The sequence below is a fragment of the Kordia algicida OT-1 genome, assembly GCF_000154725.1.
Taxonomy (GTDB): Bacteria; Bacteroidota; Bacteroidia; order Flavobacteriales; family Flavobacteriaceae; genus Kordia; species Kordia algicida.
In genome coordinates this window covers 3,344,309-3,368,817 of record NZ_DS544873.1, presented here as the reverse complement: position 1 = coordinate 3,368,817, position 24,509 = coordinate 3,344,309, and the positions used below count along the sequence as shown (strand labels likewise).

Annotated in this window: 25 protein-coding genes; 7 read left to right on the top strand and 18 right to left on the bottom strand. The window is 33.9% G+C overall.

Features of this window, described 5'->3' with window-relative positions; translation table 11 throughout:
* Positions 1-83 precede the first annotated feature (83 nt).
* The 5 genes from KAOT1_RS14475 to serA form a co-directional block, all read right to left on the bottom strand.
* Positions 84-431 (bottom strand): hypothetical protein, encoded by a 348-nt coding sequence (locus KAOT1_RS14475; protein WP_007095591.1) that lies wholly within the window; start codon positions 429-431, stop codon positions 84-86.
* A gap of 4 nt (positions 432-435) precedes the next feature.
* On the bottom strand, positions 436-1,236 hold the full coding sequence (locus tag KAOT1_RS14470) for a PGN_0703 family putative restriction endonuclease (protein ID WP_007095590.1): 801 nt from the start codon (positions 1,234-1,236) through the stop codon (positions 436-438).
* A gap of 53 nt (positions 1,237-1,289) precedes the next feature.
* The gene (locus KAOT1_RS14465) at positions 1,290-1,691 is read right to left on the bottom strand and encodes a DUF6326 family protein (RefSeq protein ID WP_007095589.1); all 402 of its coding nucleotides are present in this window, start codon (positions 1,689-1,691) and stop codon (positions 1,290-1,292) included.
* Positions 1,692-1,819: 128 nt separating this feature from the next.
* Positions 1,820-2,464, bottom strand: a complete 645-nt coding sequence (trhA, locus tag KAOT1_RS14460) for a PAQR family membrane homeostasis protein TrhA (RefSeq protein ID WP_007095588.1) — start codon at positions 2,462-2,464, stop codon at positions 1,820-1,822.
* A gap of 222 nt (positions 2,465-2,686) precedes the next feature.
* Complete coding sequence (serA, locus tag KAOT1_RS14455; protein ID WP_007095587.1) at positions 2,687-4,579, bottom strand: phosphoglycerate dehydrogenase; 1,893 nt, start codon at positions 4,577-4,579, stop codon at positions 2,687-2,689.
* 197 nt (positions 4,580-4,776) lie between these two features.
* Between serA and KAOT1_RS14450 the strand changes: the two genes are divergently transcribed.
* A complete protein-coding gene (locus KAOT1_RS14450) occupies positions 4,777-5,109 on the top strand; it encodes a DUF3140 domain-containing protein (protein WP_007095586.1) in 333 nt (110 codons plus the stop codon).
* A 319-nt stretch (positions 5,110-5,428) separates the two neighbouring features.
* Here the strand turns inward: KAOT1_RS14450 and KAOT1_RS14440 are convergent, their stop codons facing one another.
* From KAOT1_RS14440 to KAOT1_RS14420, 5 genes are all read right to left on the bottom strand, one after another.
* On the bottom strand, positions 5,429-5,650 hold the full coding sequence (locus KAOT1_RS14440; RefSeq protein ID WP_007095584.1) for a hypothetical protein: 222 nt from the start codon (positions 5,648-5,650) through the stop codon (positions 5,429-5,431).
* A gap of 111 nt (positions 5,651-5,761) precedes the next feature.
* Positions 5,762-6,877 carry a 3-isopropylmalate dehydrogenase gene (gene leuB, locus KAOT1_RS14435; RefSeq protein WP_007095583.1) on the bottom strand — a complete coding sequence of 372 codons (1,116 nt, stop codon included), beginning with the start codon at positions 6,875-6,877 and terminating at the stop codon, positions 5,762-5,764.
* Between the two features lie 9 nt (positions 6,878-6,886).
* Positions 6,887-7,471 (bottom strand): 3-isopropylmalate dehydratase small subunit, encoded by a 585-nt coding sequence (gene leuD / locus KAOT1_RS14430; protein WP_007095582.1) that lies wholly within the window; start codon positions 7,469-7,471, stop codon positions 6,887-6,889.
* An 8-nt stretch (positions 7,472-7,479) separates the two neighbouring features.
* Positions 7,480-8,871 carry a 3-isopropylmalate dehydratase large subunit gene (leuC, locus tag KAOT1_RS14425; RefSeq protein WP_007095581.1) on the bottom strand — a complete coding sequence of 464 codons (1,392 nt, stop codon included), beginning with the start codon at positions 8,869-8,871 and terminating at the stop codon, positions 7,480-7,482.
* Positions 8,872-8,901: 30 nt separating this feature from the next.
* Positions 8,902-10,074, bottom strand: a complete 1,173-nt coding sequence (locus tag KAOT1_RS14420) for a 2-isopropylmalate synthase (protein ID WP_007095580.1) — start codon at positions 10,072-10,074, stop codon at positions 8,902-8,904.
* A gap of 159 nt (positions 10,075-10,233) precedes the next feature.
* Between KAOT1_RS14420 and KAOT1_RS14415 the strand changes: the two genes are divergently transcribed.
* Positions 10,234-11,778, top strand: coding sequence for a hypothetical protein (locus tag KAOT1_RS14415; RefSeq protein WP_007095579.1), 1,545 nt, complete (start codon positions 10,234-10,236; stop codon positions 11,776-11,778).
* A 443-nt stretch (positions 11,779-12,221) separates the two neighbouring features.
* Here KAOT1_RS14415 and KAOT1_RS14410 read toward each other — a convergent pair whose 3' ends face one another.
* The 3 genes from KAOT1_RS14410 to metG all read right to left on the bottom strand — a co-directional run bounded on the left by KAOT1_RS14410 (position 12,222) and on the right by metG (position 15,464).
* Complete coding sequence (locus KAOT1_RS14410; RefSeq protein ID WP_007095578.1) at positions 12,222-12,740, bottom strand: ferritin; 519 nt, start codon at positions 12,738-12,740, stop codon at positions 12,222-12,224.
* 119 nt (positions 12,741-12,859) lie between these two features.
* Complete coding sequence (locus KAOT1_RS14405; protein WP_007095577.1) at positions 12,860-13,381, bottom strand: GNAT family N-acetyltransferase; 522 nt, start codon at positions 13,379-13,381, stop codon at positions 12,860-12,862.
* 34 nt (positions 13,382-13,415) lie between these two features.
* A complete protein-coding gene (metG, locus tag KAOT1_RS14400; RefSeq protein WP_040560098.1) occupies positions 13,416-15,464 on the bottom strand; it encodes a methionine--tRNA ligase in 2,049 nt (682 codons plus the stop codon).
* A gap of 234 nt (positions 15,465-15,698) precedes the next feature.
* On the opposite strand from metG, the gene KAOT1_RS14395 reads away from it, so the two are divergent.
* Positions 15,699-16,589 (top strand): S66 peptidase family protein, encoded by an 891-nt coding sequence (locus KAOT1_RS14395; protein ID WP_007095575.1) that lies wholly within the window; start codon positions 15,699-15,701, stop codon positions 16,587-16,589.
* Between the two features lie 86 nt (positions 16,590-16,675).
* On the opposite strand, the gene KAOT1_RS14390 is transcribed toward KAOT1_RS14395, so the two are convergent.
* Positions 16,676-17,464 carry a class I SAM-dependent methyltransferase gene (locus KAOT1_RS14390; protein ID WP_007095574.1) on the bottom strand — a complete coding sequence of 263 codons (789 nt, stop codon included), beginning with the start codon at positions 17,462-17,464 and terminating at the stop codon, positions 16,676-16,678.
* A gap of 159 nt (positions 17,465-17,623) precedes the next feature.
* Between KAOT1_RS14390 and KAOT1_RS14385 the strand changes: the two genes are divergently transcribed.
* Together KAOT1_RS14385 and KAOT1_RS14380 are read left to right on the top strand one after the other, a co-directional pair.
* Positions 17,624-17,983: a YraN family protein gene (locus tag KAOT1_RS14385; protein ID WP_007095573.1), complete on the top strand. Its 360-nt coding sequence runs from the start codon at positions 17,624-17,626 to the stop codon at positions 17,981-17,983.
* 89 nt (positions 17,984-18,072) lie between these two features.
* Positions 18,073-18,732: a hypothetical protein gene (locus KAOT1_RS14380; protein ID WP_007095572.1), complete on the top strand. Its 660-nt coding sequence runs from the start codon at positions 18,073-18,075 to the stop codon at positions 18,730-18,732.
* 628 nt (positions 18,733-19,360) lie between these two features.
* On the opposite strand, the gene KAOT1_RS14375 is transcribed toward KAOT1_RS14380, so the two are convergent.
* Genes KAOT1_RS14375 through KAOT1_RS23000 form a run of 3 tightly spaced genes read right to left on the bottom strand, consistent with a single transcriptional unit; the run spans position 19,361 to position 20,734 of the window.
* Entirely contained in the window at positions 19,361-20,272 is a 912-nt protein-coding gene (locus tag KAOT1_RS14375) for a hypothetical protein (RefSeq protein WP_007095571.1), read from the bottom strand.
* Between the two features lie 49 nt (positions 20,273-20,321).
* Complete coding sequence (locus KAOT1_RS14370) at positions 20,322-20,501, bottom strand: hypothetical protein (RefSeq protein ID WP_007095570.1); 180 nt, start codon at positions 20,499-20,501, stop codon at positions 20,322-20,324.
* 44 nt (positions 20,502-20,545) lie between these two features.
* Positions 20,546-20,734, bottom strand: coding sequence for a hypothetical protein (locus KAOT1_RS23000; protein ID WP_007095569.1), 189 nt, complete (start codon positions 20,732-20,734; stop codon positions 20,546-20,548).
* 215 nt (positions 20,735-20,949) lie between these two features.
* Between KAOT1_RS23000 and KAOT1_RS14365 the strand changes: the two genes are divergently transcribed.
* Positions 20,950-22,635, top strand: coding sequence for a helix-turn-helix domain-containing protein (locus KAOT1_RS14365; protein ID WP_007095568.1), 1,686 nt, complete (start codon positions 20,950-20,952; stop codon positions 22,633-22,635).
* 96 nt (positions 22,636-22,731) lie between these two features.
* On the top strand, positions 22,732-22,998 hold the full coding sequence (locus tag KAOT1_RS14360; protein WP_007095567.1) for a hypothetical protein: 267 nt from the start codon (positions 22,732-22,734) through the stop codon (positions 22,996-22,998).
* Positions 22,999-23,164: 166 nt separating this feature from the next.
* Here the strand turns inward: KAOT1_RS14360 and KAOT1_RS14355 are convergent, their stop codons facing one another.
* Positions 23,165-24,490: a thioredoxin-like domain-containing protein gene (locus KAOT1_RS14355; protein WP_007095566.1), complete on the bottom strand. Its 1,326-nt coding sequence runs from the start codon at positions 24,488-24,490 to the stop codon at positions 23,165-23,167.
* Positions 24,491-24,509 lie beyond the last annotated feature (19 nt).

Here is a 24,509-nt window from a genome sequence, read left to right as displayed (position 1 = left end):
TTAAAATTCCGACAAAAAATATCATCAAACCTCCAATTAGAAAAGCTGTTCCATATTTTTCAGCAAATATTCCGCAAAATAGTTCAGTATTTGTTTACAATTCCAGTTGTGTAAAATCCAGTCATGGCAATACCTACTGTCAAAATTAGTACAGCTATTGAGTTTATAATTCCAAAGTTGTTTTTCCAATTGATAAGTCCGATTACTAAAATTCCAATTAGCATTGCAGCTAAGATCCAATATGATTGATTATCTAAAAATTGTGACGCATACATATCGGTCAATGCTTCATACATTTTCCAGTCTTCCTCTGTTAAGGCGTTGAAAATAGTGCCATTATAGGCAAAATACAACCGTTTGATTCCGCTTATAATAAAAATCAGCGCAACACATTCAAGTATAATTAGCTTTATGTCAAATTTTTTAATCATTGTTTTAAATTTTAATTTTATATCTTTTTTTCACTTTGTTAAAATGCTTTTTGAATATTGAATTCTCATGTTCATAAGCTTTCCAAAATTCGGTATAGGTTGTACTGATAAATTGCAAGTCCTTGTTTTCCTTCAAAAGAGCTTCAAATTCTCGTAATTCTTTTTGATGTTCTTTAAAATTTGTAAAAGCTTCGTAATTTTCAGGCAACCAATAAATATACACAAGAACGATCTTTTTTGTTGAATATTTTCTTTTGTAATTGATGAGTCCGATAGCATGTTTTATCAATTGTGCCACATCAAGATAGAAACGAGAATCTTTGTGTTGGTTGATGATATCAAACCAAAAATCATCAAGATAATTCAATTTTTCTTTATTGTATGATTTTGCAAATTTTACTTTCTTTTTCGTAGTAATTTCAAGGTATTTTGATTCAAATGCAATGACAACGTCGTTATTTTCAATAGTAAAATCGAGATTTGGTGCTGTTCCTCCCAATCCAGTTATAAATTTTCGTTCAAATTTCGCATCATAAAAATTTGAATATCCAAGATAATTAAATGTAGAAGACTCTTTTTTTACAATCGAAAAATTATTAACAGCAAGCGCCGCAGATGAATAGATGGCATTGAATTTACTTTGTAACTCATTGCCACTACCGCTCGTTAAATCTTCTTGGAATAAACTAATATCAATTCCCTCAAGTAAATTTTCTTTATTTGTTGAAAAATAACCATTCGCCTTTAGGTTTGGATTTTTACATTTTGCTATAATCGCTTTTTCAAATGTTTTTCTTGTTGCCATTGTGGTTTTTGATTCATTTTTTACCTAGCTCTTTTTTCATTTATCTAGTAGAATTAATTTTCTTTTGGCCATTTGAATGCATTCCAAACAATTATAGCTGTCAATATTGATTCAACAGTTGCTAAAAAGACATAAAAACCATACCAAGGCGTCAAACTTTCAAAGGCAATTTGAACCATCATAAGTGTAAAAAGTAATCCGAATATAATATTCAACCATTTATTTGGTTTTGGCTTTAGAAACAAAGAGGCTACGATCATTAGTGGAGGAATTGCCATTATTAAAGAAGCTGAAAATAGTGCTACTGGAGAATTTAAAACGTTTTCACCATTTAATAAACTTTCTACTTTTTCAGGTGTGTACAATTCAAAATAATCTCCGTACAAATAGCAAAACGTTGTGGCAGTCCACAATGCAGCGAGTTTTATTTTTATATTAATGTCATAGTCTTTCATGTTGTTTTCTTATTTTTTTCGTCAATACTTCTCATAAAAGTAAAACAAAACCCACGAACACACAATGGTATTTTCCGTAAATAAGAGTTTACATGAGTTTCTAAATGGCTTTTAATGTAAATGCTAAATTACACATAATAATACACAGAAATGAAATGAAAAATACTTCCCAATAAAACAAAAATGTGAAATATAGCATGATTAAATGGAAGTTTGCGAATGCTATACAAAACTGCACCAACGGTATACGCAACTCCGCCAGCCATCAACCAAAACAGTCCTTCGCTTGATAAGTTTTCCATCAAAGGTTTGATGGCAAATACAATAATCCAACCCATCAAAACATACATGGCAGTAGATAGTTTGTCAAATTTTCCCGTAAAGAAAAGTTTCAACGTAATGCCAACTGCCGCAAATGACCAAACGGTTGCAAAAATAATCCAGCCTGTAGTGCCTTTTAAAGTAATCAATGCAAAAGGTGTATATGTTCCTGCAATTAATAGATAAATAGCGGCATGATCGAAAATTCGTAACCTATTTCGCAATCTAGGTTTTGTAGCTTTGTGATATAAGGTAGAAGCCAAATACAAGACAATAATACTCAGTCCGTAAATGATAAAACTAATCATGTGTATCGCTTCGCCATTCTCACTCGCACGGGCTACCAAAAATATCAGTGCAATAACGCCCAAAACGACTCCAATAGCATGCGAAATGATATTGAGTTTTTCTTCTGTAGGAGAATAATAAACGATTTCTTTTTCTGGTTTCAAGAGCGTTTGTTTTTATGAATTGAAGATTGTCAATTTCAAGTAGTAAAACAATGAAGTAATCTGTAAATTAACAGATTGCCACAAGTTTTTTTCAAAACTTTCGCAATGAAGCACAAGTAATTAAAGTGAAAATAACAATTTAGGACAAAGATACGTTACTTAAGTTAGATAGCAAGTTTTAATAGCTGACCTGAAAAATATATAAATTCCTGTATCTTATATCTAATACAGAATACGAAACTTAATCGTATTTTCTATCTTCTTTAATGCGGAAGTAACTTTCTTATTATACTCTTTATCAACATCCACAATTACGTATCCAACTTTACTATCGGTTGAAAGATACTGTCCTGTAACATTCAATTCGTACTTCGCCAATACTTTGTTAACTTTCGCCATAATTCCAGGAACGTTCTTGTGAATATGCAAGAAACGATGTGCATTGGTTTGTCGTGGTAATCGAATATTTGGGAAATTAACCGCATCAACGGTATTTCCTGAGTTGACATACGCCATAATTTTATTCGGAACAAAATCAGCAATATCACGTTGTGCTTCTTCCGTACTTCCACCAACATGTGGCGTTAAAATGACATTGTTCAAACCTTGTAACGGAGTTTCAAAAGCTCCATTCGCTCTTGGTTCTTGCGGATATACATCAATAGCAGCTCCAGCAACTTTTTTACTTTCTAAGGCAACTTTTAAAGCATCAATATCTACCACAAAACCTCTTGCCAAATTGATTAACAACGCTCCATCTTTCATTTGATCGAACTGTGCTTTACCAAAGAAATTTCGGTTTGCAGCATTGTCGTCTACGTGTAAAGAAACCACATCAGAAATGGACAATAATTCTTCTAAAGAACTGCATTTCTGTGCGTTTCCAAGTGCTAAACGATCTTCAATATCGTAATAATATACATTCATTCCCATGGCTTCTGCCAAAACAGATAATTGTTTTCCAATGTTTCCATAGCCAACAATTCCGAGCTTTTTTCCACGGACTTCGCGCGAACCTTTTGCTGTTTTTTGCCACTGTCCGTTGTGAATTTCCGTACTTCTTGGGAACACACTTCGCATTAGCATGATAATTTCACCAATTGCCAATTCTACCACCGAACGCGTATTGCTATATGGCGCATTAAACACTACAATTCCGTGTTCTTTGCAAGTCTCTAAATCAATTTGTTTGGTTCCAATGCAGAAAGCTCCAATAGTCAATAATTTCTTCGCTGCTTTGATAACCTTTGGCGTTACTTGTGTTTTAGAACGAATTCCCAACACATGTATGTCTTTTATTTTTTCGATTAAATCGTCTTCGGATAAACTATGCGATAAAATTTCCACACTAAAACCATCGTCTGCCAAACGGTCAAACGCATCCGAATGAATATTTTCGAGTAATAATATTTTGATTCTATTTTTTGGATATGAAATGTTTCGTGGTAAATCGTTTACGAACAAAAATTCGTCCAAATTTGGTGTCACATGATCGGCTTTTTTTACTGCTTTTTCACGCTCCACATTTTCTGTAAACGCAAAAAACTTATCGGCAACACCAGCTTTTCGGGTTACATAATCGCTATAACCATCACCAATTACTTGAATTTCTCCATCCAAATTCATGTCTTTTAAACACTGAATTTTCCCGTTGTGTTGAGAAAGCGGATTTTCTTCATCAAAACCAATGATATAACCATCTTCATCAAAAAGAAACGTATTGGCATACACACGATTGGAAGGAATATTATAATCTTTCACAATCGGATCAATAAACTCTTTAAATCCGCAAGAAACCACATAAATATCGTCTGAAAATTTTTCAAAAAACTCTTTGTTACTTTCAATAGAAGAAGATAATTGTTGTCGCAATTTTTCAATTAATTCCTCCAAATTAGATTGATGTGCGTTTAATAATTTGATGCGTTTTTCGAGCGATTCTGTAAAGGAAATTTCACCGTCAACTCCTAAGTTGGTAATTTCTTGAATCTCGTTGATAATTTCCTCTTTTTTAGGATTATTTGCCAGCGTAATTTCTGCCAAAACATCCAAAGCTTCTACACTTGTGAGTGTGCTATCAAAATCAAAAATGTAGTTTTTTTGTGCGGTTTCCATGTCGTTGTTAAATAAGTGGTAAAAATATTAAAATCATTCCTTAAGAACGATGTCTTTAGCAATATTCAATGAACAATTCTAATACTTTTGTTGATAAGATGGTATTTAAGTTTCAAATTGAAAGTTTTTGAGTTAAGATGTAATTTTTTAAAGACAAACTCAATGGCATTCTTTCCCTAATTTGTCAAAAAAAAGTAATGACAAAAGAAGAAAAGCAAGAAATTTACAATGATTTTTACGATAAAGTAAATATGCAACCTGCCGAATTGGAAGATTGGCTCGAAACTGACAAATCAAAATCCGTTGGAAAAGATAGTGGCGATGGAGAATCTATTGGACACAAAAGCGGACGGAAAATCATCAAGATTAAACGAAAGAAAAAAGATGATTTAACCGAAATCAACTACGAACATATGAAAAAAGTAAATGGTTATATTGCACGTCACACAGCGCAAAAACCTAAAAGTGATATTGAAGAATCTGATTGGCGATATTCATTAAAAAATTGGGGACACGATCCGTTGAAGTGATTTAAAAATAACAATCTGTTTAATTAAATTTTCAATTTTGAAGGATGTTGTCTGGTGTCAAAAATTGTAATAATAAAAACGGTATTGGCGTCAAACTTATAATACAGGCTAATCTGTTTGGTAATTACACATTTATAAAGTCCAGTATTTTTTTTAACTTCAGGAAATATCTGAGGATTAGTACATATCAATTCTATGGAAGCGTCTAGTTTTTTATAAAATTAGCCTTTACTTTTTCTGACCAATTTTCGAGTAGATAATCAAAAAGTTTTTCAAGTTTTATTTCCGCAGTTTTTGAAATTTTTACTTCTCGACCCATTTATCTATGTTTTACCATAAATGAATTGTAATCAGTTACATTTCCATTTTCAACATCAGAAATTCCTTGCTGTATTTCCTTTTTTTCAGTTTCGGATAATTCATCCCAAATCGGAGAAGGTTCTTCTTTTTCGAAGATTTGTTTAATTGATTGAATAATCTTCGGATTGTTAGTGTCTAACAACAACTTCAATAACGCTATTTTTTCTGCTTGAATATTCATTTTCAATCTTCTATAGATAACAAAAGTAAAGAATCTTTTTTTACTTCATCAAAAAGAATAAAAAATTCCCTTCTCTGCATGAAGAAAAGGGAATGTTTGACACTCTAAAAACTAAATTATGGTAGACTGCCCTACCTTAATATTGCCTGTGTTGATGTGTAATGCGTCAACATTTTCAATAAAATCTTCAATAAAAGTTCCGACGTTTTCAGTAGAATAACCACCGTGAGCGTTTAAATCTGGTGTGCAAATTTCTAAGTCAATTGCACGTTCAACAGCATCTCTTACCGTTTCCGCTTCTTCTAAAAGTCCAAAATGATCTAACAACATCGCTGCCGATAAGATAGAAGCAATCGGGTTGGCAATACCTTTTCCTGTGGCTTGCGGATACGAACCGTGAATTGGCTCAAACAACGCATACTTTTCTCCAATAGAAGCCGACGCCAATAATCCAATAGAGCCACCAATTACGCTGGCTTCATCCGAAATGATATCGCCAAACATATTCTCAGTCAAAATTACATCAAATTGACTCGGATTTAAAACCATTTGCATCGCTGCATTATCAACAAAAAGGAAATCCAATTCGACGTCAGGATATTGTGAAGCCATTGCTGTAACTACTTTTCGCCACAAACGAGAGGTTTCCAATACATTGGCTTTGTCAACCAAAGTTAATTTTTTTCGTCTGCTTTGTGCCGCTTTAAATGCCAAGTGTGCTACGCGTTCAATTTCTGTTTTGCTGTAGGAACATAAGTCAGAAGCAGCAGTGCCATCTTCGCTGAGTGTTTTTTCTCCAAAGTAAATGCCGCCTGTCAATTCGCGATAAATCACAATGTCCGTATCTTGAATGATGTGTTTTTTTAGTGGCGATTTGTCCAATAAAGTATCATACGCTTTTACAGGACGAATGTTGGCAAACAATCCCAACGCTTTTCGCAATGCCAATAATCCTTGTTCGGGACGCACTTTTGCAGCTGGATTGTTATCGTATTTCGGATTGCCAATGGCACCAAATAAAACAGCATCTGCTTCCAAACAGAGATTCAATGTTTTTTGTGGCAACGGATTTCCTGTTTCATCAATAGCAATGGCGCCAACCAATTCGTGTTGAAACGTAAATGTATGCTGATATTTGTCTGCAATGGCAGTTAAAATTTTTATCGATTGATTTGTTACTTCAGGACCAATTCCATCACCTGAAAGTACGCCAATGTGTAAGTTCATAGCTAAATTCTAGTATATATGTTGTTGTTCAAATGCTTTTATTTTAGATAGATTGCTGACTAAAAAGTCAATATCATCATATCCTTTTTGCAAGCACATTTTTTTATATGGGTTAATATCAAATGAAGCTTTTTCTTTTCCAAAAGCTACAGTTTGTGCTTCTAAATTAACTTCAATTTCTGTATTAGGATTCTCTTGAATAGCTACTAAAAGCTTCGCCAAAAATGCCGGTGTCACTTGAATAGGCAATACATGATTGTTGAGCGCGTTTCCTTTAAAAATATCAGCAAAAAAACTCGAAATAATTACGTTGAAACCGAAGTCTTTCAGTGCCCAAGCCGCGTGTTCTCTACTAGAACCGCAACCAAAATTGTGTCCTGCCACTAAGATAGAACCTGAATATTGTTGCTGATTCAGTACAAAATCGGCATTCAGGCTTCCATCTTTGTGATATCGCCAATCTCGAAATAAATTTTCGCCAAATCCGTCTCTACTCGTCGCTTTTAAAAAACGGGCAGGAATGATTTGATCGGTGTCTATATTTTCTACAGCAAGTGGAAATGCGGTAGAGGTAAAAGTGTTAAATGTACTCATGTGTTTTTTTAGGCTTCTTCCAATACTGGAGTGTTAATAGCTACTATTTTTCCTGCAATGGCAGTGGCTGCGGCAACTAACGGACTTGCCAATAGTGTACGCGAACCTTGTCCTTGTCGTCCTTCAAAGTTTCGGTTTGACGTAGAAACGCAATATTCGCCATCAGGAATTTTATCATCATTCATTGCCAAACACGCCGAACAACCTGGTTGACGTAGTTTGAAACCTGCTGCTTCAAAGATTTTATCTAAACCTTCTTCTTTTATTTGTTGTACGACCAATTGCGAACCTGGCACTAACCAAGCATTGATATTTGGTGCTTTTTGTTTTCCTTCAACATAATTGGCGGCAACTCTAAAATCTTCAATGCGCGAATTGGTACAGCTTCCTATAAAGACATAATTTACTTGTTGTCCGATGAGGGAAGTACCTTTTTCAAAATTCATGTATTGCAATGATTTTTCTAGGTTGGCATCGTTTTCGGATGGAATATTTTCCGTGAGCGGAATTCCCATGCCAGGATTCGTTCCAAATGTAATCATTGGTGTGATGTCAGAAGCATCAAAAGTATATTCTGTGTCAAATTCCGCGGAAGCGTCTGTTTTCAACGTTTTCCAGTAAGCAACTTTTTTATCAAAATCAGCTCCTTTTGGCGCAAATTTTCTTCCTGCTACGTATGCAAAAGTGGTTTCGTCTGGTGCAATCATTCCGCCGCGTGCGCCCATTTCAATACTCATATTACAAACGGTCATGCGTCCTTCCATGGACATGTTTTCAAAAACATCTCCTGCAAATTCGATAAAGTGTTCCGTACCGCTGTCTGTTCCTAATTTTGAAATGATGTAAAGAATGACATCTTTAGGCAATACATTGTTTTGCAAGTTTCCGTTTACCGTAATACGCATCTTTTTTGGTTTCTTTAGTAACAGTGATTGACTCGCAAATACTTGTGCTACTTGACTCGTTCCGATTCCAAAAGCAATAGCACCAAAGGCTCCATGCGTTGAGGTATGACTGTCTCCACAAACCATGGTCATTCCAGGTTGCGTGATGCCTAATTCGGGTGCCATTACGTGTACAATTCCGTTGTATTGATGACCTAAAGCATATAATTGGATGTTATGCTCGTCACAGTTTTGTTGAAGTTGTTGTAGTTGATTTCGAGATAATTCGTCTTTCACTGGCAAATGCTGGTCTACCGTTGGTGTATTATGATCGGCAGTCGCAATGATTTGCTTTGGTCTAAAAATAGGAATGTTTCTTTTTTTTAATTCGTTGAACGCTTGCGGACTCGTTACTTCGTGAATTAAATGTTTGTCTATGTATAAAATTTGTGGTCCGTTGGGAATGCTGTCTACTACATGTGCGTCCCAAACTTTGTCAAATAATGTTTTTTTCATCTTCATTAGAATTTTTCCAAAAAGCGGGATTTATGCGTACATTCTTCTAGAAACTTCACTCATTTTTATAATCTGATGAATGTCTGTATCGGTTACTTCTTTGTGTTTGTCTGCAAAATGTAGAAAGTCACTGTAAATGGTATCTAATTCACGTTTCGTCAAATCGTACCCAACATTTTTAGCTCGGTAGGCTAATGCTGCGCGTCCGCTTCTGGCTGTTAATACGATAGAAGAAGTTTCGGCACCAACATCTTTCGGATCCATGATTTCGTAGGTTTCTCTGTGTTTGATAACGCCATCTTGATGAATTCCTGAGCTGTGTGCAAAAGCATTGGTTCCAACAATCGCTTTGTTAGGTTGCACAGGCATTCCCATAGTATCAGAAACCAATTGACTGATTTCGGTTAACATGGTTGAATTGATGTTTGTGTTTAAGTCTAAATACGGATGTTGCTTTAAGATCATTGCGACTTCTTCCAGTGATGTGTTTCCTGCACGTTCGCCAATTCCGTTGATTGTACATTCTACTTGTCGCGCACCATTCATCACACCAGCAATTGAGTTTGCGGTTGCCAATCCTAAATCATTATGACAATGACAGGAAAGAATGGCATTGTGAATTCCTGTGACGTTTTCTTTGAGGTATTTTATTTTTTGTCCGTATTCTTCTGGCAAACAATATCCTGTAGTATCTGGAATGTTTAGTACGGTTGCACCTGCTTTGATAACGGCTTCGCAAACTCTGGCGAGAAATTCATTGTCGCTTCGTCCGGCATCTTCTGCATAGAATTCTACATCTTCTAAAAATGATTTTGCATATTTTACGGCAGCAACAGCGCGTTCAATGATTTGTTCAGGTGTTGCTTTAAATTTATATTTCATGTGCGATTCAGACGTTCCGATTCCTGTATGAATTCGTGGGCGTTTTGCGAAGGTTAGTGCTTCTGCAGCTACTTTTATATCATTTTCTACGGCTCTAGTTAGTCCGCAAACAGTAGCATTTTTTACGAGCTTTGCAATGGCTTCTACCGATTGAAAATCTCCTGGACTCGATACAGGAAAACCAGCTTCAATAACATCCACGCCAAGTTTGTCTAATCGGGAAGCAATCATTAACTTTTCTTCCGTGTTGAGTTTACAACCTGGAACTTGCTCACCATCGCGCAAAGTAGTATCAAAAATATAGACTCGATTTGAACTCATAAATTAAAAATTTGAGTGTTTATTTCTTTTTATTCTTACGAATGTATACTTTGTATTTCCTAAAACGAATGATTTTGCAATGCGTTTTACAGTGGCTAAACTTATTTGTTTTTAGATTAAAATACTGTAAATAAAATAGTTATAGAATAGTTTTTTACAATGCCAAACCCACAAAAGGAATCTTTATTTATACTGATTAAATCGTTATCAAAATCTGAGAAACGACAATTTAAGTTGTACGTTGGACGATTTGAAGGCAATGTAAATTCTAAATTTTTGGCGTTGTTTACGTTTTTAGATAAAAGTCAAACGTATGATGAACAAGCTATCTTAAAAAAGAAGATTGTTACCAAACAGCAATTATCCAATTTAAAAGCCAATTTATACAAGCAAATTTTAAAGAGTTTACGTTTAAATCCTGCGCAGCATAATATTCGAATTGTCATTAGAGAACAGCTCGATTATGCAACCATTTTGTATAATAAAGGTTTGTATACACAGAGTTTGAAATTACTTGATAAAGCAAAAATTCTCGCTTTAGAACACGAAGAAAAGAATGTTGCTTATGAAATTGTGGAACTCGAAAAAATTATTGAGACACAGTACATTACCCGAAGTATGGCAAGTCGCGCCGATGAACTTTCCGCAGAAGCGAAAACCTTAAGTATTCAGAATACATTGACGAGTAAATTGTCGAATTTATCATTGGAATTGTACGGTTTGTTACTTAAAGTTGGTTATGTAAAGAATGAAGAAGACCATAAAGAAATCACCGCATATTTTAATTCGCGAATGCCAGAAATTGCTGTTGAAACACTCGGCTTTAGAGAGAAATTATGGTTGTACAAAGCGCATTTGTGGTATAGTTTTTTGACACAAGATTTTTTATCGAGTTACAAATATTCGTATAAATGGGTTTCGTTGTTTACAGAATCGCCAAAGATGAAGGAAATTCATCCTGTATTTTATTTGAAAGGCAATCATTATTTGTTGGAATCGTTGTTTTACATCAAACATGAAGTTAAATTCAAGGAAGTATTGTTGCAATTGGAACATGATATTGCACACGATATTGTGCCGCAGAATGATAATACTAAGGTATTGAGCTTTTTGTATGTGTATATGAATAAGCTGAATTATCATTTTTTGACAGGAACATTTAGCGAAGGATTGTATTTGGTGGATGAAGTGAATGAGCGCATTGCTTCGTTTGAAAATCGAATTGACGAACATCACGTAATGATTTTTTACTACAAGATTGCTTCCTTGTATTTTGGCGCAGGAGACAACAAAAACTGTATTGAATATTTACAGAAAATTATCCGCAATAAATCGTTGAAAGTACGGGAAGATTTGTTGTGCTTTTCGCGAATTTTGAATTTGGTAGCACATTACGAATTAGGCATGGATTACCATTTGGAATCACAGCTAAAAAGTACGTATAAGTATTTGTTGAAAATGGATGATTTGCACGAAGTTCAGAAGGAAATGATTGCTTTTTTGAAAGGTTTAGGCAACATTTATCCAAATCAAATTAAGAAAGCGTTTGAAACCTTACATGCTAAGTTGAAACCTTTTGAAGACGATCCGTATGAGCGCAGAGCCTTTTTGTATTTGGATATTTTGTCGTGGTTGGAAAGTAATATTGAGAATAAACCTGTTGCGGAGATTATTCAAGCGAAAGCGAAATTGTTGCTTCGTTAGACTCGCGATCGCTTTTGGATTCGCTTTGCTCATCAATTCAAGGATTTAAAAATTTAATGATTCAAGGTTATTTCTAAGACAAATTTGAGTGTTGTTAAAAACTAATTGATACATTTTCAAATTGTTACATTAACAACTCTCTATTTTATGATACGTCTTTGCGAGGAGTTTGCGACGTGGCAATCTGTTTCTATAGTTATGCTGTATGTACTTTGAAGTACATAAATAATATAGTTTATTGATATGGCAATTCATTACCATTGGTACATTTTCAAATTTCTAAATTGTTACATTAAATCGAAGCAATCCGTTTCTAAGTTTATACATTTCATGTTTTGATATAGATAGATTTTCACCTCCGCAGGAATAAAAAATATTTTTATACTAAAAAAGCGATTGAAATTTCTTCCAATCGCTTGTATACAAAGTAAATATGATCTTCGTTATTCTGAAGGAGCATTTGTCGCCGGTTGCACCGTGATAGCTTGTACATCTCTATCAAACAAGTACAATCCGCCTTTATCATCACCAATTAGGTTGATTTTATCTAAAATTGTACGAGCCAAGGCTTCTTCTTCAATTTGTTCGGCTACATACCATTGTAAAAAGTTATGCGTTGCATAGTCTTGTTCTTGCAAACTGATATGTACCAAATCGTTGATACTTTTTGATACTTTGATTTCATGCTCAAAGAGTTTTTGAAACATTTCTTTTAACGAGCCATATTCAACTGGCGGTTTTGATAATTCTGAAATTACTGCATGTCCGCCACGTTCGTTAATGTATTTTACAAACTTTAGCATGTGTTGGCGTTCTTCATCAGAATGTTCATACATAAATGAAGTTACTCCTTCAAAACCTTGCGTTTCAGCAAAACTTGCCATGGCTAAATATACTTGTGAAGATTCTGCTTCTATTTTGATTTGCGCGTTGAGTGCGCTTTCCATATTTTTTGATAACATAGCGTTTCTGTTTTTTTTAGTTATGTAAAAATACGTATTAACCGCGAGCTTTGCTTGTTTGCGGTATAATTTTAATTTATTCTAACTAAAGGAATATTGATGAGTTGATATCGAGCAACTTACTTTTTTAATTCATAAACAATATTAGTCGTATTGTCTGCATCTTTTTTACCTTCAACTAACCTAAATCCATTTCTTTTAAGGAGTGTTTTTGAACTTTCGTTTTGATAATGTGTATACGCTTCAATTAGGTCTAAATTCAAATTTTGGAATCCAAACGTGATTACATTTTGTAAAGCTTCACTCATAATGCCTTTTCCTTGATATTTTGGACTTAAATCGTATCCTACTTCGGCAGCTTTACGATCTTTAGAAAAGTTCCATAAGCAGATAGCACCAATCATTGTTGTGTTGCCTTTTTCTGTTATTTTCCAGTAATATGAATCTTGATTTTCTATATTTTTATGAATTCTTTCAATGAATTGCAGCGCTTTTTCTTTGGTTTCTGCCGTTGGTCTTTGGATGAATTTATTCACGTTTTCATCGGTTCGTAAGAAAGAAACCATTTCCCAATCTGTCTTTTGCAACTTTGCTAGTAAAAGTCGTTTTGTTGCAATTTCTATAAAATTAGTTTTAGACATTTTTTAGATTGAAGCTACGTTTCTATGAAAGTACTTAGTTAATCGTCTCTCCATTATTCACACCAGCTTCATCAGGATTTACAAAAACCAATTTTCCTTCTGGTGTTTCTGTCATTAAAATCATTCCCTGACTTTCTACTTTGGCAATCGTTCTTGGTGCTAAGTTGGCTAAAACCGTTACTTTTTTACCAATGATTTCTTCTGGCGAAAAACTTTCTGCAATTCCAGAAACGATCGTGCGCTTGTCTAAACCTGTATCGACAATCAATTTTAAAAGCTTTTTTGTTTTGCGAACTTTTTCTGCTTCTACAATGGTGCCGACACGTAAATCTAACTTTGTAAAATCGTCAAAAGTTGCCGTTTCTTTTTGAGGAACTACTTCTTTATTGGCTGCTTCGTTGGCTTTTTTGGTCGCTTCCAACTTATCCAATTGTGCTTGAATTTCTTTATCGTCAATTTTATCAAACAGCAATTCTTTTTCGTTAATTTTATGTCCAGTCGGAAGGAGTATTTCTTTTGTAGCGATATCATTCCAACCTAAATTCGCGTCAAGCGCCAACATATTTTTTAATTTTTTCGCAGTAAATGGTAAAAATGGTTCCGATAAAACTGCAATCGCAGCCGCAATTTGCAATGCCACATACATAATTCCTTTTACGGTTTCTGGATCTTCTTTGATCTTTTTCCAAGGTTCGTTAGCCTGTAAAAACTGATTTCCAAGTCGTGCCAAGTTCATTAATTCCTGACTTGCTTCGCGGAAACGATATCGTTCAATAGAACTCGCAATGACATTTGGAAAATGTTGTATTTGTGTCAATTCTTCATATTCGCCTGTATATTCAGGAACAATTCCATCATAATATTTATGCGTTAACACGATTACACGATTGATGAAGTTTCCTAAAATCGCAACCAATTCACTATTGTTTCGCGTTTGGAAATCTTTCCACGTGAAATCATTATCTTTAGTTTCAGGAGCATTTGCTGTCAACGCATAACGCAAAACATCTTCTTTTCCAGGGAAATCTTCTAAATATTCATGCAACCAAACTGCCCAGTTTTTAGACGTTGATAGTTTTCTACCTTCTAAATTCAAGAATTCATTTGCAGGAACATTGTCTGGCAAAATATAATCGCCATGCGCTTTTAACATCGATGGGAAAATGATGCAGTGAAATACAATATTATCTTTTCCGATAAAGTGTACCAACTTAGTGGTAGAATCTTTCCAGTATGGTTCCCAATCTTTTCCTTCTCTTTCAGCCCATTCTTTCGTTGCTGAAATATATCCAATTGGCGCATCAAACCAAACATAGAGTACTTTTCCTTCGGCACCTTCAACGGGAACAGGAATTCCCCAATCTAAATCGCGCGTTACAGCACGTGGACGCAAACCGTCATCGACCCACGATTTTACTTGTCCGTATACATTGGGTTTCCAGTCTTTTTTATGTCCTTCTACAATCCATTCGTTTAAGAAATCGCTGTATTTATCTAAGGGTAAAAACCAGTGTTTTGTTTGTTTTAACGTCGGAACATTTCCTGTGATTGCTGATTTTGGGTTGATGAGTTCTGTGCCGCTTAATGAACTTCCGCAGTTTTCACATTGATCGCCATACGCTTCTTCATAATTACATTTTGGACAAGTTCCTACTACAAAACGATCTGCCAAAAATTGATCGGCTTCGGCATCGTATAATTGTTCGGTTACTTCTTCGATAAATTCGCCATCTTCATATAGTTTTTTAAAAAAATCAGAAGCTGTTTTGTGATGAATTTCTGCTGAGGTACGCGAATAATTATCAAACGAAATTCCAAAATCTTCAAACGATTGCTTGATGATTCCGTGATATTTATCAATAATATCTTGTGGTGAAACGCCTTCTTTTTTGGCGCGCATCGGAATCGCAACACCGTGTTCGTCACTTCCGCACATAAAGGCAACATCTTTGCCAATTAATCGTAAGTAACGTGCATAAATATCTGCAGGAACATATACGCCAGCTAAGTGTCCAATATGGATCGGTCCGTTTGTGTACGGCAACGCGGCGGTAATGGTGTAACGTTGTGGATTCTGAGTCATTTCGTTTTGTTTCAATTCTATAAATTTGAATTTCTGACAGCATTTTGTGTCAAAAATCGTGTATGAACGTGCAAAAATAAGGATTCCTACAAGATTTATGTATTGAAAAGTGCATGAAATAGTATTAATTTGTAGCGAATAGTCAGAAAATCGATGTTTTTTGCAGATCATCTAAAAATGCATTTTGTTTTTGTTTGAAAATAAAGTCTATATTTTTTCTGCTATTTTTAATATATGAACCAACCAAAACCACTACACAAAGGCGCAACTGTGGGTATTTTATCGACGGCGCGTAAAATTTCTATTGCAGAGATTGAAGCCGCCATTGAGCTATTGCACAGTTGGGATTTGAAAGTTGTTCTAGGAACAACAATCGATCTTGAAGAAAACCAGTTTGCTGGTGATGATATGACACGCGCAATGAATTTTCAGCAGTTTATGGATGATGATAGTATTGACGCAATTTGGTGCGCACGCGGCGGCTATGGAACAATTCGCATGATAGATTACTTAGATTTTTCACGATTTGTAAAAAATCCAAAGTGGATTATTGGCTATTCTGATGTAACCGTTTTACATGCTAAAGGACAGCAATTGAACTTTGAAACCTTGCACGCCACAATGCCTATTGATTTGTCGAGAAATACTTCTGAATCGCTCGAAAGTTTGCGGAAAGTATTATTCGGCGAAAGCCTTAACTATTCTGTCCCAAATGCAAATTTTAATAGAAAAGGAACTGCTACAGGCGAATTGATTGGCGGAAATTTGAGCATGTTGTACAGTATGACAGGTTCTGATTTATCGCTTGATACGACAGGAAAAGTATTGTTTTTGGAAGATTTGGATGAATATTTGTATCATGTAGACCGAATGTTGATGAACTTGAAGCAAAACAAATATTTTGAAGGTTTATCGGGATTGATTGTTGGCGGAATGACCAAAATGCACGATAATACCATTCCTTTTGGAAAAAATGCACAGGAGATTATTGTTGATGCAACTGCGGAGTACGATTTCCCAATTTGTTTTGACTTTCCTGCGGGACATTTGGATGATAATCGCGCGTTGATTTTTGGAAAGAAAGTGAATTTGAATGTAGCTTCTGAAGTGAAGTTATCGTTTTAGTTTTTCTTTCTGACTCATTTCGACTGTGCTCAATGTGTTAATTTAGTATATAAAAAACAAAAAGATAAGTTGAAAATGTACTGTGTTTAATTTTCTTTCTGACTTAAAAGAAAAAGATAATCACCTTCGCGGTTTTCATAGCTTTTGATGATTTTTTGAATGTCTCCAGAAGCGATATCCTTTTCAAGTTGTGTCAACCCTTTTTCTACTTCTTCCTGATTTGCCAAATGTGAAAATGAGGAAATTCCGTTGCGGATATTTTCATCTAAATATAACTTCGGATTGTTTTTTCCAACATATAAAAATTGATCTTTTAAATCTGGTTGGATGTTGTACTTTTCCGTAAAAATATTGCCAAAACCAGCCAAATTCATTGCTGTTTCAATTGTTTTAAGTGAAGGCATTTGTGCTATAGAATCTGCTAGCATTTTTGGAAAGTAATGATTCAGCCAATACCCTTCCATTTGTGTTGGCGTGGCTGTAAAGAAAACGATGTTTGCATAGGGTTTCATCACGCGAAATAATTCTGAAAACCCTTTTTCTAAATTGTCCCAATGATGAAGCGTTAATGTTCCCACAACACCTTCTATACTATTATTTTTTAGTGGAATGTTTTCTGCGGCGCCAAGTTTCCAATCAATAGTTGGATGATTTTTTTGTGCAATGTTGAGCATTTTTTGTGAAGGATCAATTCCGATAAATTTCGTTTCCTTATTGTGGAGTTTTGATGTGTAATTTCCGGTGCCGCAACCAATGTCTAGATAGATTCCTTCATGTATAGGATTTAGATGATATTGAATGCGTTCAAGAATAAAAGGATCGGCTTTTCGAGTATTGTTGTATCCTTTTCCAATATGATCGTATTTTGCTTCCATATAGTTTTGATTAGTTGGTGTTTAAAACTACAGATGCTCTCCGTATTTTAAGCAGTTTTATCATCATAAAAATTGATGATAGTATGTAGATTTTTTGTCAGTTATTGTTGATTATCCTTTTTAAGATACGTATTTTATGTGAAAATAAGGACGTATTGTATGGCGGCACATAACGATTTAGGAATTGAAGGCGAAAAGCTTGCAGTAACACATTTGCAAGAAAAAGGATATGCTATTTTAGAGACGAATTATAGATTTCAGAAAGCAGAAGTAGATATTATTGCTCAAAAAGCGGCAGTTTTAGCAGTTGTAGAAGTAAAAACAAGAACTTCTGCCGATTTTGGAAATCCAGAAGAATTTGTGAGTCAAAAAAAGATCAAACTTTTGGTAAAAGCTGTTGATAATTACATCAACGAGAATGACTTAGATGTTGAGGTTCGTTTTGATATTGTAGCTATTTTGTTTGATAAAAAAGACGTCTCAATTAATCACATAGAAGATGCATTTTATCATTTTTAAAAATTATTGTTGTAATTATAACAATTTGTTTTGAAAATAGTTTTTCTGTTTGTATTTTTGCAGTCTATTAAAATTATAGATTTGGTTACATGAAAACAATTTCATCAATTGTAGAAGAATATATAAAGACAAAGCCATTTTTATCGAGTGCGTTGTCGCAAGGAATCATCAACCTTACTTCATTATCACGACTTATTAAGCCAGAAATTGAACATCAACTAGGAAAAGAGGTGAAAAATGGTGCTATTGTGATGGCGTTGAAACGATTGTCATCAGAATTGGAGTTTCGTGTAACACATCGTGTATTGAAATTTGTTCGAAATATTGGTGAAATTACCGTTCGTTCTTCCTTGAATGATTATACTTTTAGAGTTTCTGAAACTTTGCTAAAAAGTCAAGCTGCTTTTATGTCAGAAATTGAAGGATTGAATACTGTTTTTTACACATCTTCACGCGGAGTCAACGAATCAAATATTGTTGTAAGTAACGAAGTTGCTGAATTGGTTGGGAAGATTTTTAAGAATGAAATTTTATTAGAGAAACAAGAAAACTTATCGTCTATCACGGTCAAATTGCCAAAAGATAATGTAAACGTTCCCGGAATTTATTATTTTATTTTTCAGCGTTTGTCTTGGGAAGGTGTAAATATTTACGAAGTTATTTCCACAACAAATGAATTTACCATTTTAGTGAATGATGAACAAGTAGATAAAGCTTTTACCGTAATTAAAAACTTGAAATCACTTTAACATACGTATTGAAAATTCCATGTATATTTTCAAGTGTTTGTAAAAAACAGGTGTTTATACGCTGTTGAAATCTAATATTAATTCAGAGATTTGTTATGTAGCTAATAATTTCTTAACTTTAAGAAGATGAGTAATACGTTTTAGCCAAGCGTCTTGCTTTTAGAGTTTTAAAAAATTAGTACTACCATACGTTACCCCTAACGACTGCTTTATTTTAAAAGGTTCTGAAAAGAATCAATCAAAGAAGATTATTTTAAGAATTCAATTCTTTGTCTTTTAGAGAGACAATTGATTTTGAAGGCAATATCTGTTGTCTGTTTTTAAGCAGGCAAAGAAATTATATATGTTGTAATTGTTACAACCACACGGATTTGCGTGGAAGAATTGACGATTTCTGTTTAGTATATAGATAAATCTTAGGGTATTTTTCTTTTGAGAAATTGATTTATCAGATATGAAATTAACAAACTTCTAAAGCGTAATTTTAGTTTTACGAGAAAACCCGCTCATTGAGCGGGTTTTCATATATGTATAGGTTGGTATTTAGCGAAACAATACATTCAAAAACATTGTTTCAACGCTATACATAGAGAGAAAATTTTTAGAATTTCTCCTTTCTTTCATGGTATTAGTTTCCTGAGAATCGAACAGAAGATACTTTTCCGTCCAAACCATTGTCTTCAAAAAATGTTTGTGTAAAATCTGATGAAGAAAAGTTTTGCTCAAAAGTTGGTGCTTGTTCTGTAGTATCTACGCCAGTGAAAAATCGGAACACGGTAAAATCGTCATTGGTGCTTCCGCTAGGACTATCAAATACGCGTACGACTTGTCCTGGAGAAAAATTCCAAAATTTAATACTACGTGCTTCGTCGTTGTCATATTGACTGTAATTTTTAAAGTTGATAGATCTGTTGATGCTAGCATCAATCGTAAATAAAATATCACCTGAATAGTTGTTTCCTTCGTAAAAAACAGCTCTGTTGCTCGTACAAGAAAATGGTCCTGTTGAATAAATTGGCATATTTACACCGTAATAATAGTTGTAGTAATAGCCAACAATTATGGACGAATACGAACAGCTTTCATCTTGTAAAGTTGAGGAAACATTTAAGTCTGTAATTCTATTGTCAATAAGTGTTGATTTTACAGCATTGATCGTTCCTGCAATTGAATTTGCAAAGACTTCATTTGCGACTTCAATTTCATTTTTTCTAACTAAAACAAAATATTCGCGTAAGTCTTGTGCCTTTTTTGCTAAATCTGCTGGCAAGTTATATAATAGACTCATTTTTTCATCTTCGTTAGAAAGATCAAATCCTTCTTGAATAAATGGCTTGAATTCGTCGAAAATAACGACATCAATTCTGCTTGGATCTAAGGTTGAATTGTGTGCTTTTTCAGCCAAATATGTTTTTATAGACGAAAGTTCTGTGCTTTCAACAGCTTCTTCCTGAGTATTGTCGTCTTTCGAGCAGTTATACAAGGATAAATTCATCAGTACAACAAGCGTCAATACTGCACTTCTTTTTAATTTTTTCATGATTTTATTTTTTTGATTTTAAATAATAAGTAATTGTAAGAGGTTTTGCTTAACAAACACACCAAGAAACTTCTCTTGAATCGTTTTTTATCGTGCAAAATTTACTTGGATAATTGATGGAAACTGTACAGATAATTGTTAATAAAATTCCACCTTTAGTTTGATCTTGATCTAGGTTTGAGATTTTCTTTTTGTTCAGTTTTAAACTTGAAATTTTTTGTTTTTTCATCATTTTGAGTTTTTAATTGATTTATAATTTTTTTGTACAACTATTTAGTTGCAGGTTCTTGTTGGTTGGTTGATTGGACACGTAGTTCTACATGCTGATATTGCTGTTGGCGTTTGCGGATCTTGTGTTTGGCAACTATCAGAAGCTTGTGCCTTTCCTCCAACAATAAAACTACTTAAGCTTGAAATAGCTTTTTTATGTAGTGTAAGGCTTTGAGATTTTTGTTTTTTCATCATATTATAGTTTTAGAGATGTATAATTTTTTGAATACCCTTGCGAATCGATTGCAGGAGCAAAACAACAAGCTATTTGAATATCAGTCAATTAAAGCAAATGACGATTCCTTGAATTATGCCTGTAATTCCGTGAATTGTGGGAAAACTTGCTGTAAAACCTATGTATTTGAAGAAGCTTTTAGATTATATTTGTTAAAAATACTTCCCCGTATATGAAAAAGTTACTACTGTTTTTGTTGTTATTTTTTGTTGGAATGATTGCGCTTTCGCAGCAAAACGAAGATTTACTCAAAGAATATAATAACCTCTATCGTCAACTTAGAAGTATGAGTAGTGAAGAAGCTGAAACTAAAGTGCGCGCGTATATTGGAAAAGCAAAAACAACTTCTGAGAGCCGATTTATAGGTCGAGGTTATTATTTATTAGCTTTAAAAAGCGGACAGTTTGAAGACAAAATTGTGTTTTTAGACAGTGTTTTATACTATACGAAAGATATAAAAGATGATAAAAAGTTTCCTCTGTATGCGTACATGACAAAAGGAGTTACCTTGTATTTTAACAAACAATATCCCGAAGCATTAAATAATTATCTGCTAGCGGTAAAACAGGCGAAGGCAAGTGGTAACTCTGAAGCAGAGTACGATATGAAAAATAATATTGCTATTCTAAAGCGTGTAACTCAAGACTATGAAGAAGCTGAAAAGCTTTTGTTAGAATGCATGTTGTATGAAGAAGGTAAAGATAAAATGTATGTAAGTAAATATTTATTTACGCTACTTCAGTTGTCATCTGTGTATTATGAATCAGGCAAAACGAAAGAAGCTTCAGCAATCAATACTAAAGGAATCGAGCTTGCACAAGCTCAAAAGGATGATTTTTTTAAACATGCTTTTACGGTTAATGAAGGTATAAATTCGCATATAAAAGGCGATTTTAAGACTTCAATTGAAACTATTCAGAAGGCAATTCCTCATTTAGAAGTAGATGATATTCTTGTAGCAGAATTCTACTTAGGTAAAAATTATGATGCTTTAGGAGAAAAGGAAAAGGCAATTAACTATTTTAAAAAAGTAGATACTTTCTACACTAAGAATAACGATATTTTTCCGCCATTGCGAGAATCATACGTTTATTTAATTAAAGATGCAGTAGCCAAGAAAGATGAGCGAAAAGAACTTTATTACACGAAACAATTGTTAAAAATTGATAGTGCAATTCATGCTGATTACAGGTATTTATCTAAGAATATTTCTAAAGAATATGACATTCCAACGTATGTAGCAAACAAAGATCGTTTGATTGAGAAATTGGAAGGAAAAAATCGACGTATTACCAATGAAAGAGATTGGATCGTTATCGCAAGTAGTATTATTGGAGTTATTATTATTGGATTTCTTATTTATTACTACAGATTAAAAAAGCAATATGAAAAGCGTTATAATGATATTATAGAACAATCTAACGCTACCATTGAAGAAGAAATTATTGTAAAAAATGCCAAACCACAAGCTGTTTCTTTAGGAATAGACCAACAAATTATCGAAGAAGTTTTAAAGGAGTTGAGCAGATTTGAAGCAGGAGAAGCATATTTAACAAATCAAATTTCATTAAAAGATGTCGCAAAAATTGTAAATACAAATTCCAAGTACTTATCAAAAATAGTCAACTCTTACAAAGGAAAAAATTTCACAACATATATCAATGATTTACGTGTCGATTATTTGGTAAGTCATGTGCAGACCGATACGAAATATCAAAAGTATACGATTCGTGCTATTGCTGAAGAAATTGGGTTCTCTAATCCAGAAGGATTTTCCAGAGCGTTTCAAAAAAAGACAGGACTCAAACCTTCTTACTTTATCAAAAAAGTTAGGGAAAACAGTGTAAAAAAACAATAATTCACGGAATTGTAGTTTTCAAACAGTTGATTTTCAATTGATATTATAAATGAATGTTTAGTTTTGAATACATTCAAAAAATTAAAATTATTTAAGATGAGAGAAAACAAAAAAGTATTAAAATTCAGAAAATTTAAAATTGCGAATCTTCAAATTAAAGGAATTGTCGGAGGAACAGATTCTAATCCTTGTCACAATACCAATACCAATCCAGGGGATCAATCACAAGTAAACTGTGACCAAACTATTCAAAGTTTCCCTAATGAATGTACTGTATTTCATGGAAGAACCGATCTTAGAAACGGTTGTACAGATCCAGATTCTGTAGCCGATACTAATAATACAGGACAAGTTTCAGGATAAAAATAAATATGTGTGTTGACCAAAAGAGACAGAAAAGTAATCATACTTTTCTGTTTTTTTATTGCGTTATGTTTTTACAAGCTTTCAGAAGCAAATATCCAAAATCAGTAATTTTTCCCCAAGAAAAAGTATTTCAACTCACAACTCACAACTCACAACTCACCAATCACTTCTCAGCATAAAACTCCTTCAATTCCTTCACACCATAAGGCTTTCCAATAATTCGCTTGTCTTTATCCAACACAAAAAAGGTCGGTGTAGAACTCACATCGTACCTATTTCCAATCTCATTATCCCACTTTTGCAAACCTAACACGTGAATAAAATCTGGATAAAAAGAACTTTCATTTGCCCAACTTGCACGTTCATCTTCCAAGCCAATAGCAATTACTTTAAATTTTCCTTTTTCTTGTGCTGTTACAAATTCTTTCAATTTTGGCATTTCTTTCAAACAATGCGAACATGTACTACTCCAAAATACAATCACGTAGTTTTCAGCTCCTTCTAATTCGCTTAGTTTGTGTATTTTGTTATCCTTTACCCAAGTAATTTCTGGGGCAACGGCGCCAAAAGAAAGGCGTTTAAATTTTTCTAGCTTTTCTATCAAAGTCTTATCATTCAATTCGGTAGCTAACGAAAGCAAATATGTATCTGAAATATGATTGGCAATGGCATCATTTTCCAACACCACCATTTGTTCCCACAATACGTTAAATAATGTTTTTTGATAATCTTTAGCAACAGGTTTTATTTTCTCAGCAATCGTTGCAATATTCTTTTTGTACTGTTCGGTCAATTCTTTTCCAGTGATTTCTTTCATCGGCATTGCGGTAAACACGTAATTAGAAATCTTCTCTGAAATGAAATCTGAGTTTTGCAAAATAGAATCCGAAAAGTCAATATGGTCAAAATAATGTTTCTTAATATTGTCAACCATTACTTGTGGTTTCTCATAAGCTTTCGGAATGTACGAGCGACTTGCCTTGATAAAATGTGAAACCATTGTTCCTTCGGCTTCTTTCTCAAAGACTTTTTGTGTGTCATCAAGCATTTTAAAAATAGCTAAAAAAGCTTCTTTGTCTGTATCTCCGTTTTGGTAAAATGTGTTGATTTGGCGTTTTACCTTGTTGATACTTGAAAAATAGGAAGTATTTAATTTGTTTTCTTTAGAAAGTGTAAAGTCGATTCCCTTTTCACTAAAATCGAAAGCAATATCTTCTTCGCCACTATAAATAAAATCGAAATTTTCAGATTCCTGCGGCAATCCGTATACCAAACGATACATGCCTTTTTCGGCAGAAGGTTTAAAGGTGTAGTTCAACTTTCCGTCTACAATTTTTCCATTAGCAACATACGCTTGATGTGTTGTTTTTAATTTATAAATGATAAACCATTCATAATTTTCAGCAGGTGAAAAAGTTCCTGAAAGTGTCTGCTGTGCTTGTAAACACAGAGGAATCAAGAAAAGAATACAAAGTAATTTTTTTATCATAATGGTGTTTTTTTAAAAG

Coding starts and splice junctions, on each gene's coding strand:
- serA (WP_007095587.1), bottom strand. CDS start 4,579: ATGGAAACCGCACAAAAAAACTACATTTTTGATTTTGATAGCACACTC.
- metG (WP_040560098.1), bottom strand. CDS start 15,464: ATGACTCAGAATCCACAACGTTACACCATTACCGCCGCGTTGCCGTAC.
- KAOT1_RS14415 (WP_007095579.1), top strand. CDS start 10,234: ATGCCAAACCCACAAAAGGAATCTTTATTTATACTGATTAAATCGTTA.
- leuC (WP_007095581.1), bottom strand. CDS start 8,871: ATGAAAAAAACATTATTTGACAAAGTTTGGGACGCACATGTAGTAGAC.
- leuB (WP_007095583.1), bottom strand. CDS start 6,877: ATGAACTTACACATTGGCGTACTTTCAGGTGATGGAATTGGTCCTGAA.
- KAOT1_RS14465 (WP_007095589.1), bottom strand. CDS start 1,691: ATGAAAGACTATGACATTAATATAAAAATAAAACTCGCTGCATTGTGG.
- KAOT1_RS14475 (WP_007095591.1), bottom strand. CDS start 431: ATGATTAAAAAATTTGACATAAAGCTAATTATACTTGAATGTGTTGCG.
- KAOT1_RS14410 (WP_007095578.1), bottom strand. CDS start 12,740: ATGTTATCAAAAAATATGGAAAGCGCACTCAACGCGCAAATCAAAATA.
- KAOT1_RS14380 (WP_007095572.1), top strand. CDS start 18,073: ATGAAAACAATTTCATCAATTGTAGAAGAATATATAAAGACAAAGCCA.
- KAOT1_RS14450 (WP_007095586.1), top strand. CDS start 4,777: ATGACAAAAGAAGAAAAGCAAGAAATTTACAATGATTTTTACGATAAA.
- KAOT1_RS14355 (WP_007095566.1), bottom strand. CDS start 24,490: ATGATAAAAAAATTACTTTGTATTCTTTTCTTGATTCCTCTGTGTTTA.
- KAOT1_RS23000 (WP_007095569.1), bottom strand. CDS start 20,734: ATGAAAAAACAAAAATCTCAAAGCCTTACACTACATAAAAAAGCTATT.
- leuD (WP_007095582.1), bottom strand. CDS start 7,471: ATGAGTACATTTAACACTTTTACCTCTACCGCATTTCCACTTGCTGTA.
- KAOT1_RS14420 (WP_007095580.1), bottom strand. CDS start 10,074: ATGAGTTCAAATCGAGTCTATATTTTTGATACTACTTTGCGCGATGGT.
- KAOT1_RS14365 (WP_007095568.1), top strand. CDS start 20,950: ATGAAAAAGTTACTACTGTTTTTGTTGTTATTTTTTGTTGGAATGATT.
- KAOT1_RS14385 (WP_007095573.1), top strand. CDS start 17,624: ATGGCGGCACATAACGATTTAGGAATTGAAGGCGAAAAGCTTGCAGTA.
- KAOT1_RS14360 (WP_007095567.1), top strand. CDS start 22,732: ATGAGAGAAAACAAAAAAGTATTAAAATTCAGAAAATTTAAAATTGCG.
- KAOT1_RS14395 (WP_007095575.1), top strand. CDS start 15,699: ATGAACCAACCAAAACCACTACACAAAGGCGCAACTGTGGGTATTTTA.
- KAOT1_RS14370 (WP_007095570.1), bottom strand. CDS start 20,501: ATGAAAAAACAAAAAATTTCAAGTTTAAAACTGAACAAAAAGAAAATC.
- KAOT1_RS14440 (WP_007095584.1), bottom strand. CDS start 5,650: ATGAATATTCAAGCAGAAAAAATAGCGTTATTGAAGTTGTTGTTAGAC.
- KAOT1_RS14390 (WP_007095574.1), bottom strand. CDS start 17,464: ATGGAAGCAAAATACGATCATATTGGAAAAGGATACAACAATACTCGA.
- KAOT1_RS14470 (WP_007095590.1), bottom strand. CDS start 1,236: ATGGCAACAAGAAAAACATTTGAAAAAGCGATTATAGCAAAATGTAAA.
- KAOT1_RS14405 (WP_007095577.1), bottom strand. CDS start 13,381: ATGTCTAAAACTAATTTTATAGAAATTGCAACAAAACGACTTTTACTA.
- KAOT1_RS14375 (WP_007095571.1), bottom strand. CDS start 20,272: ATGAAAAAATTAAAAAGAAGTGCAGTATTGACGCTTGTTGTACTGATG.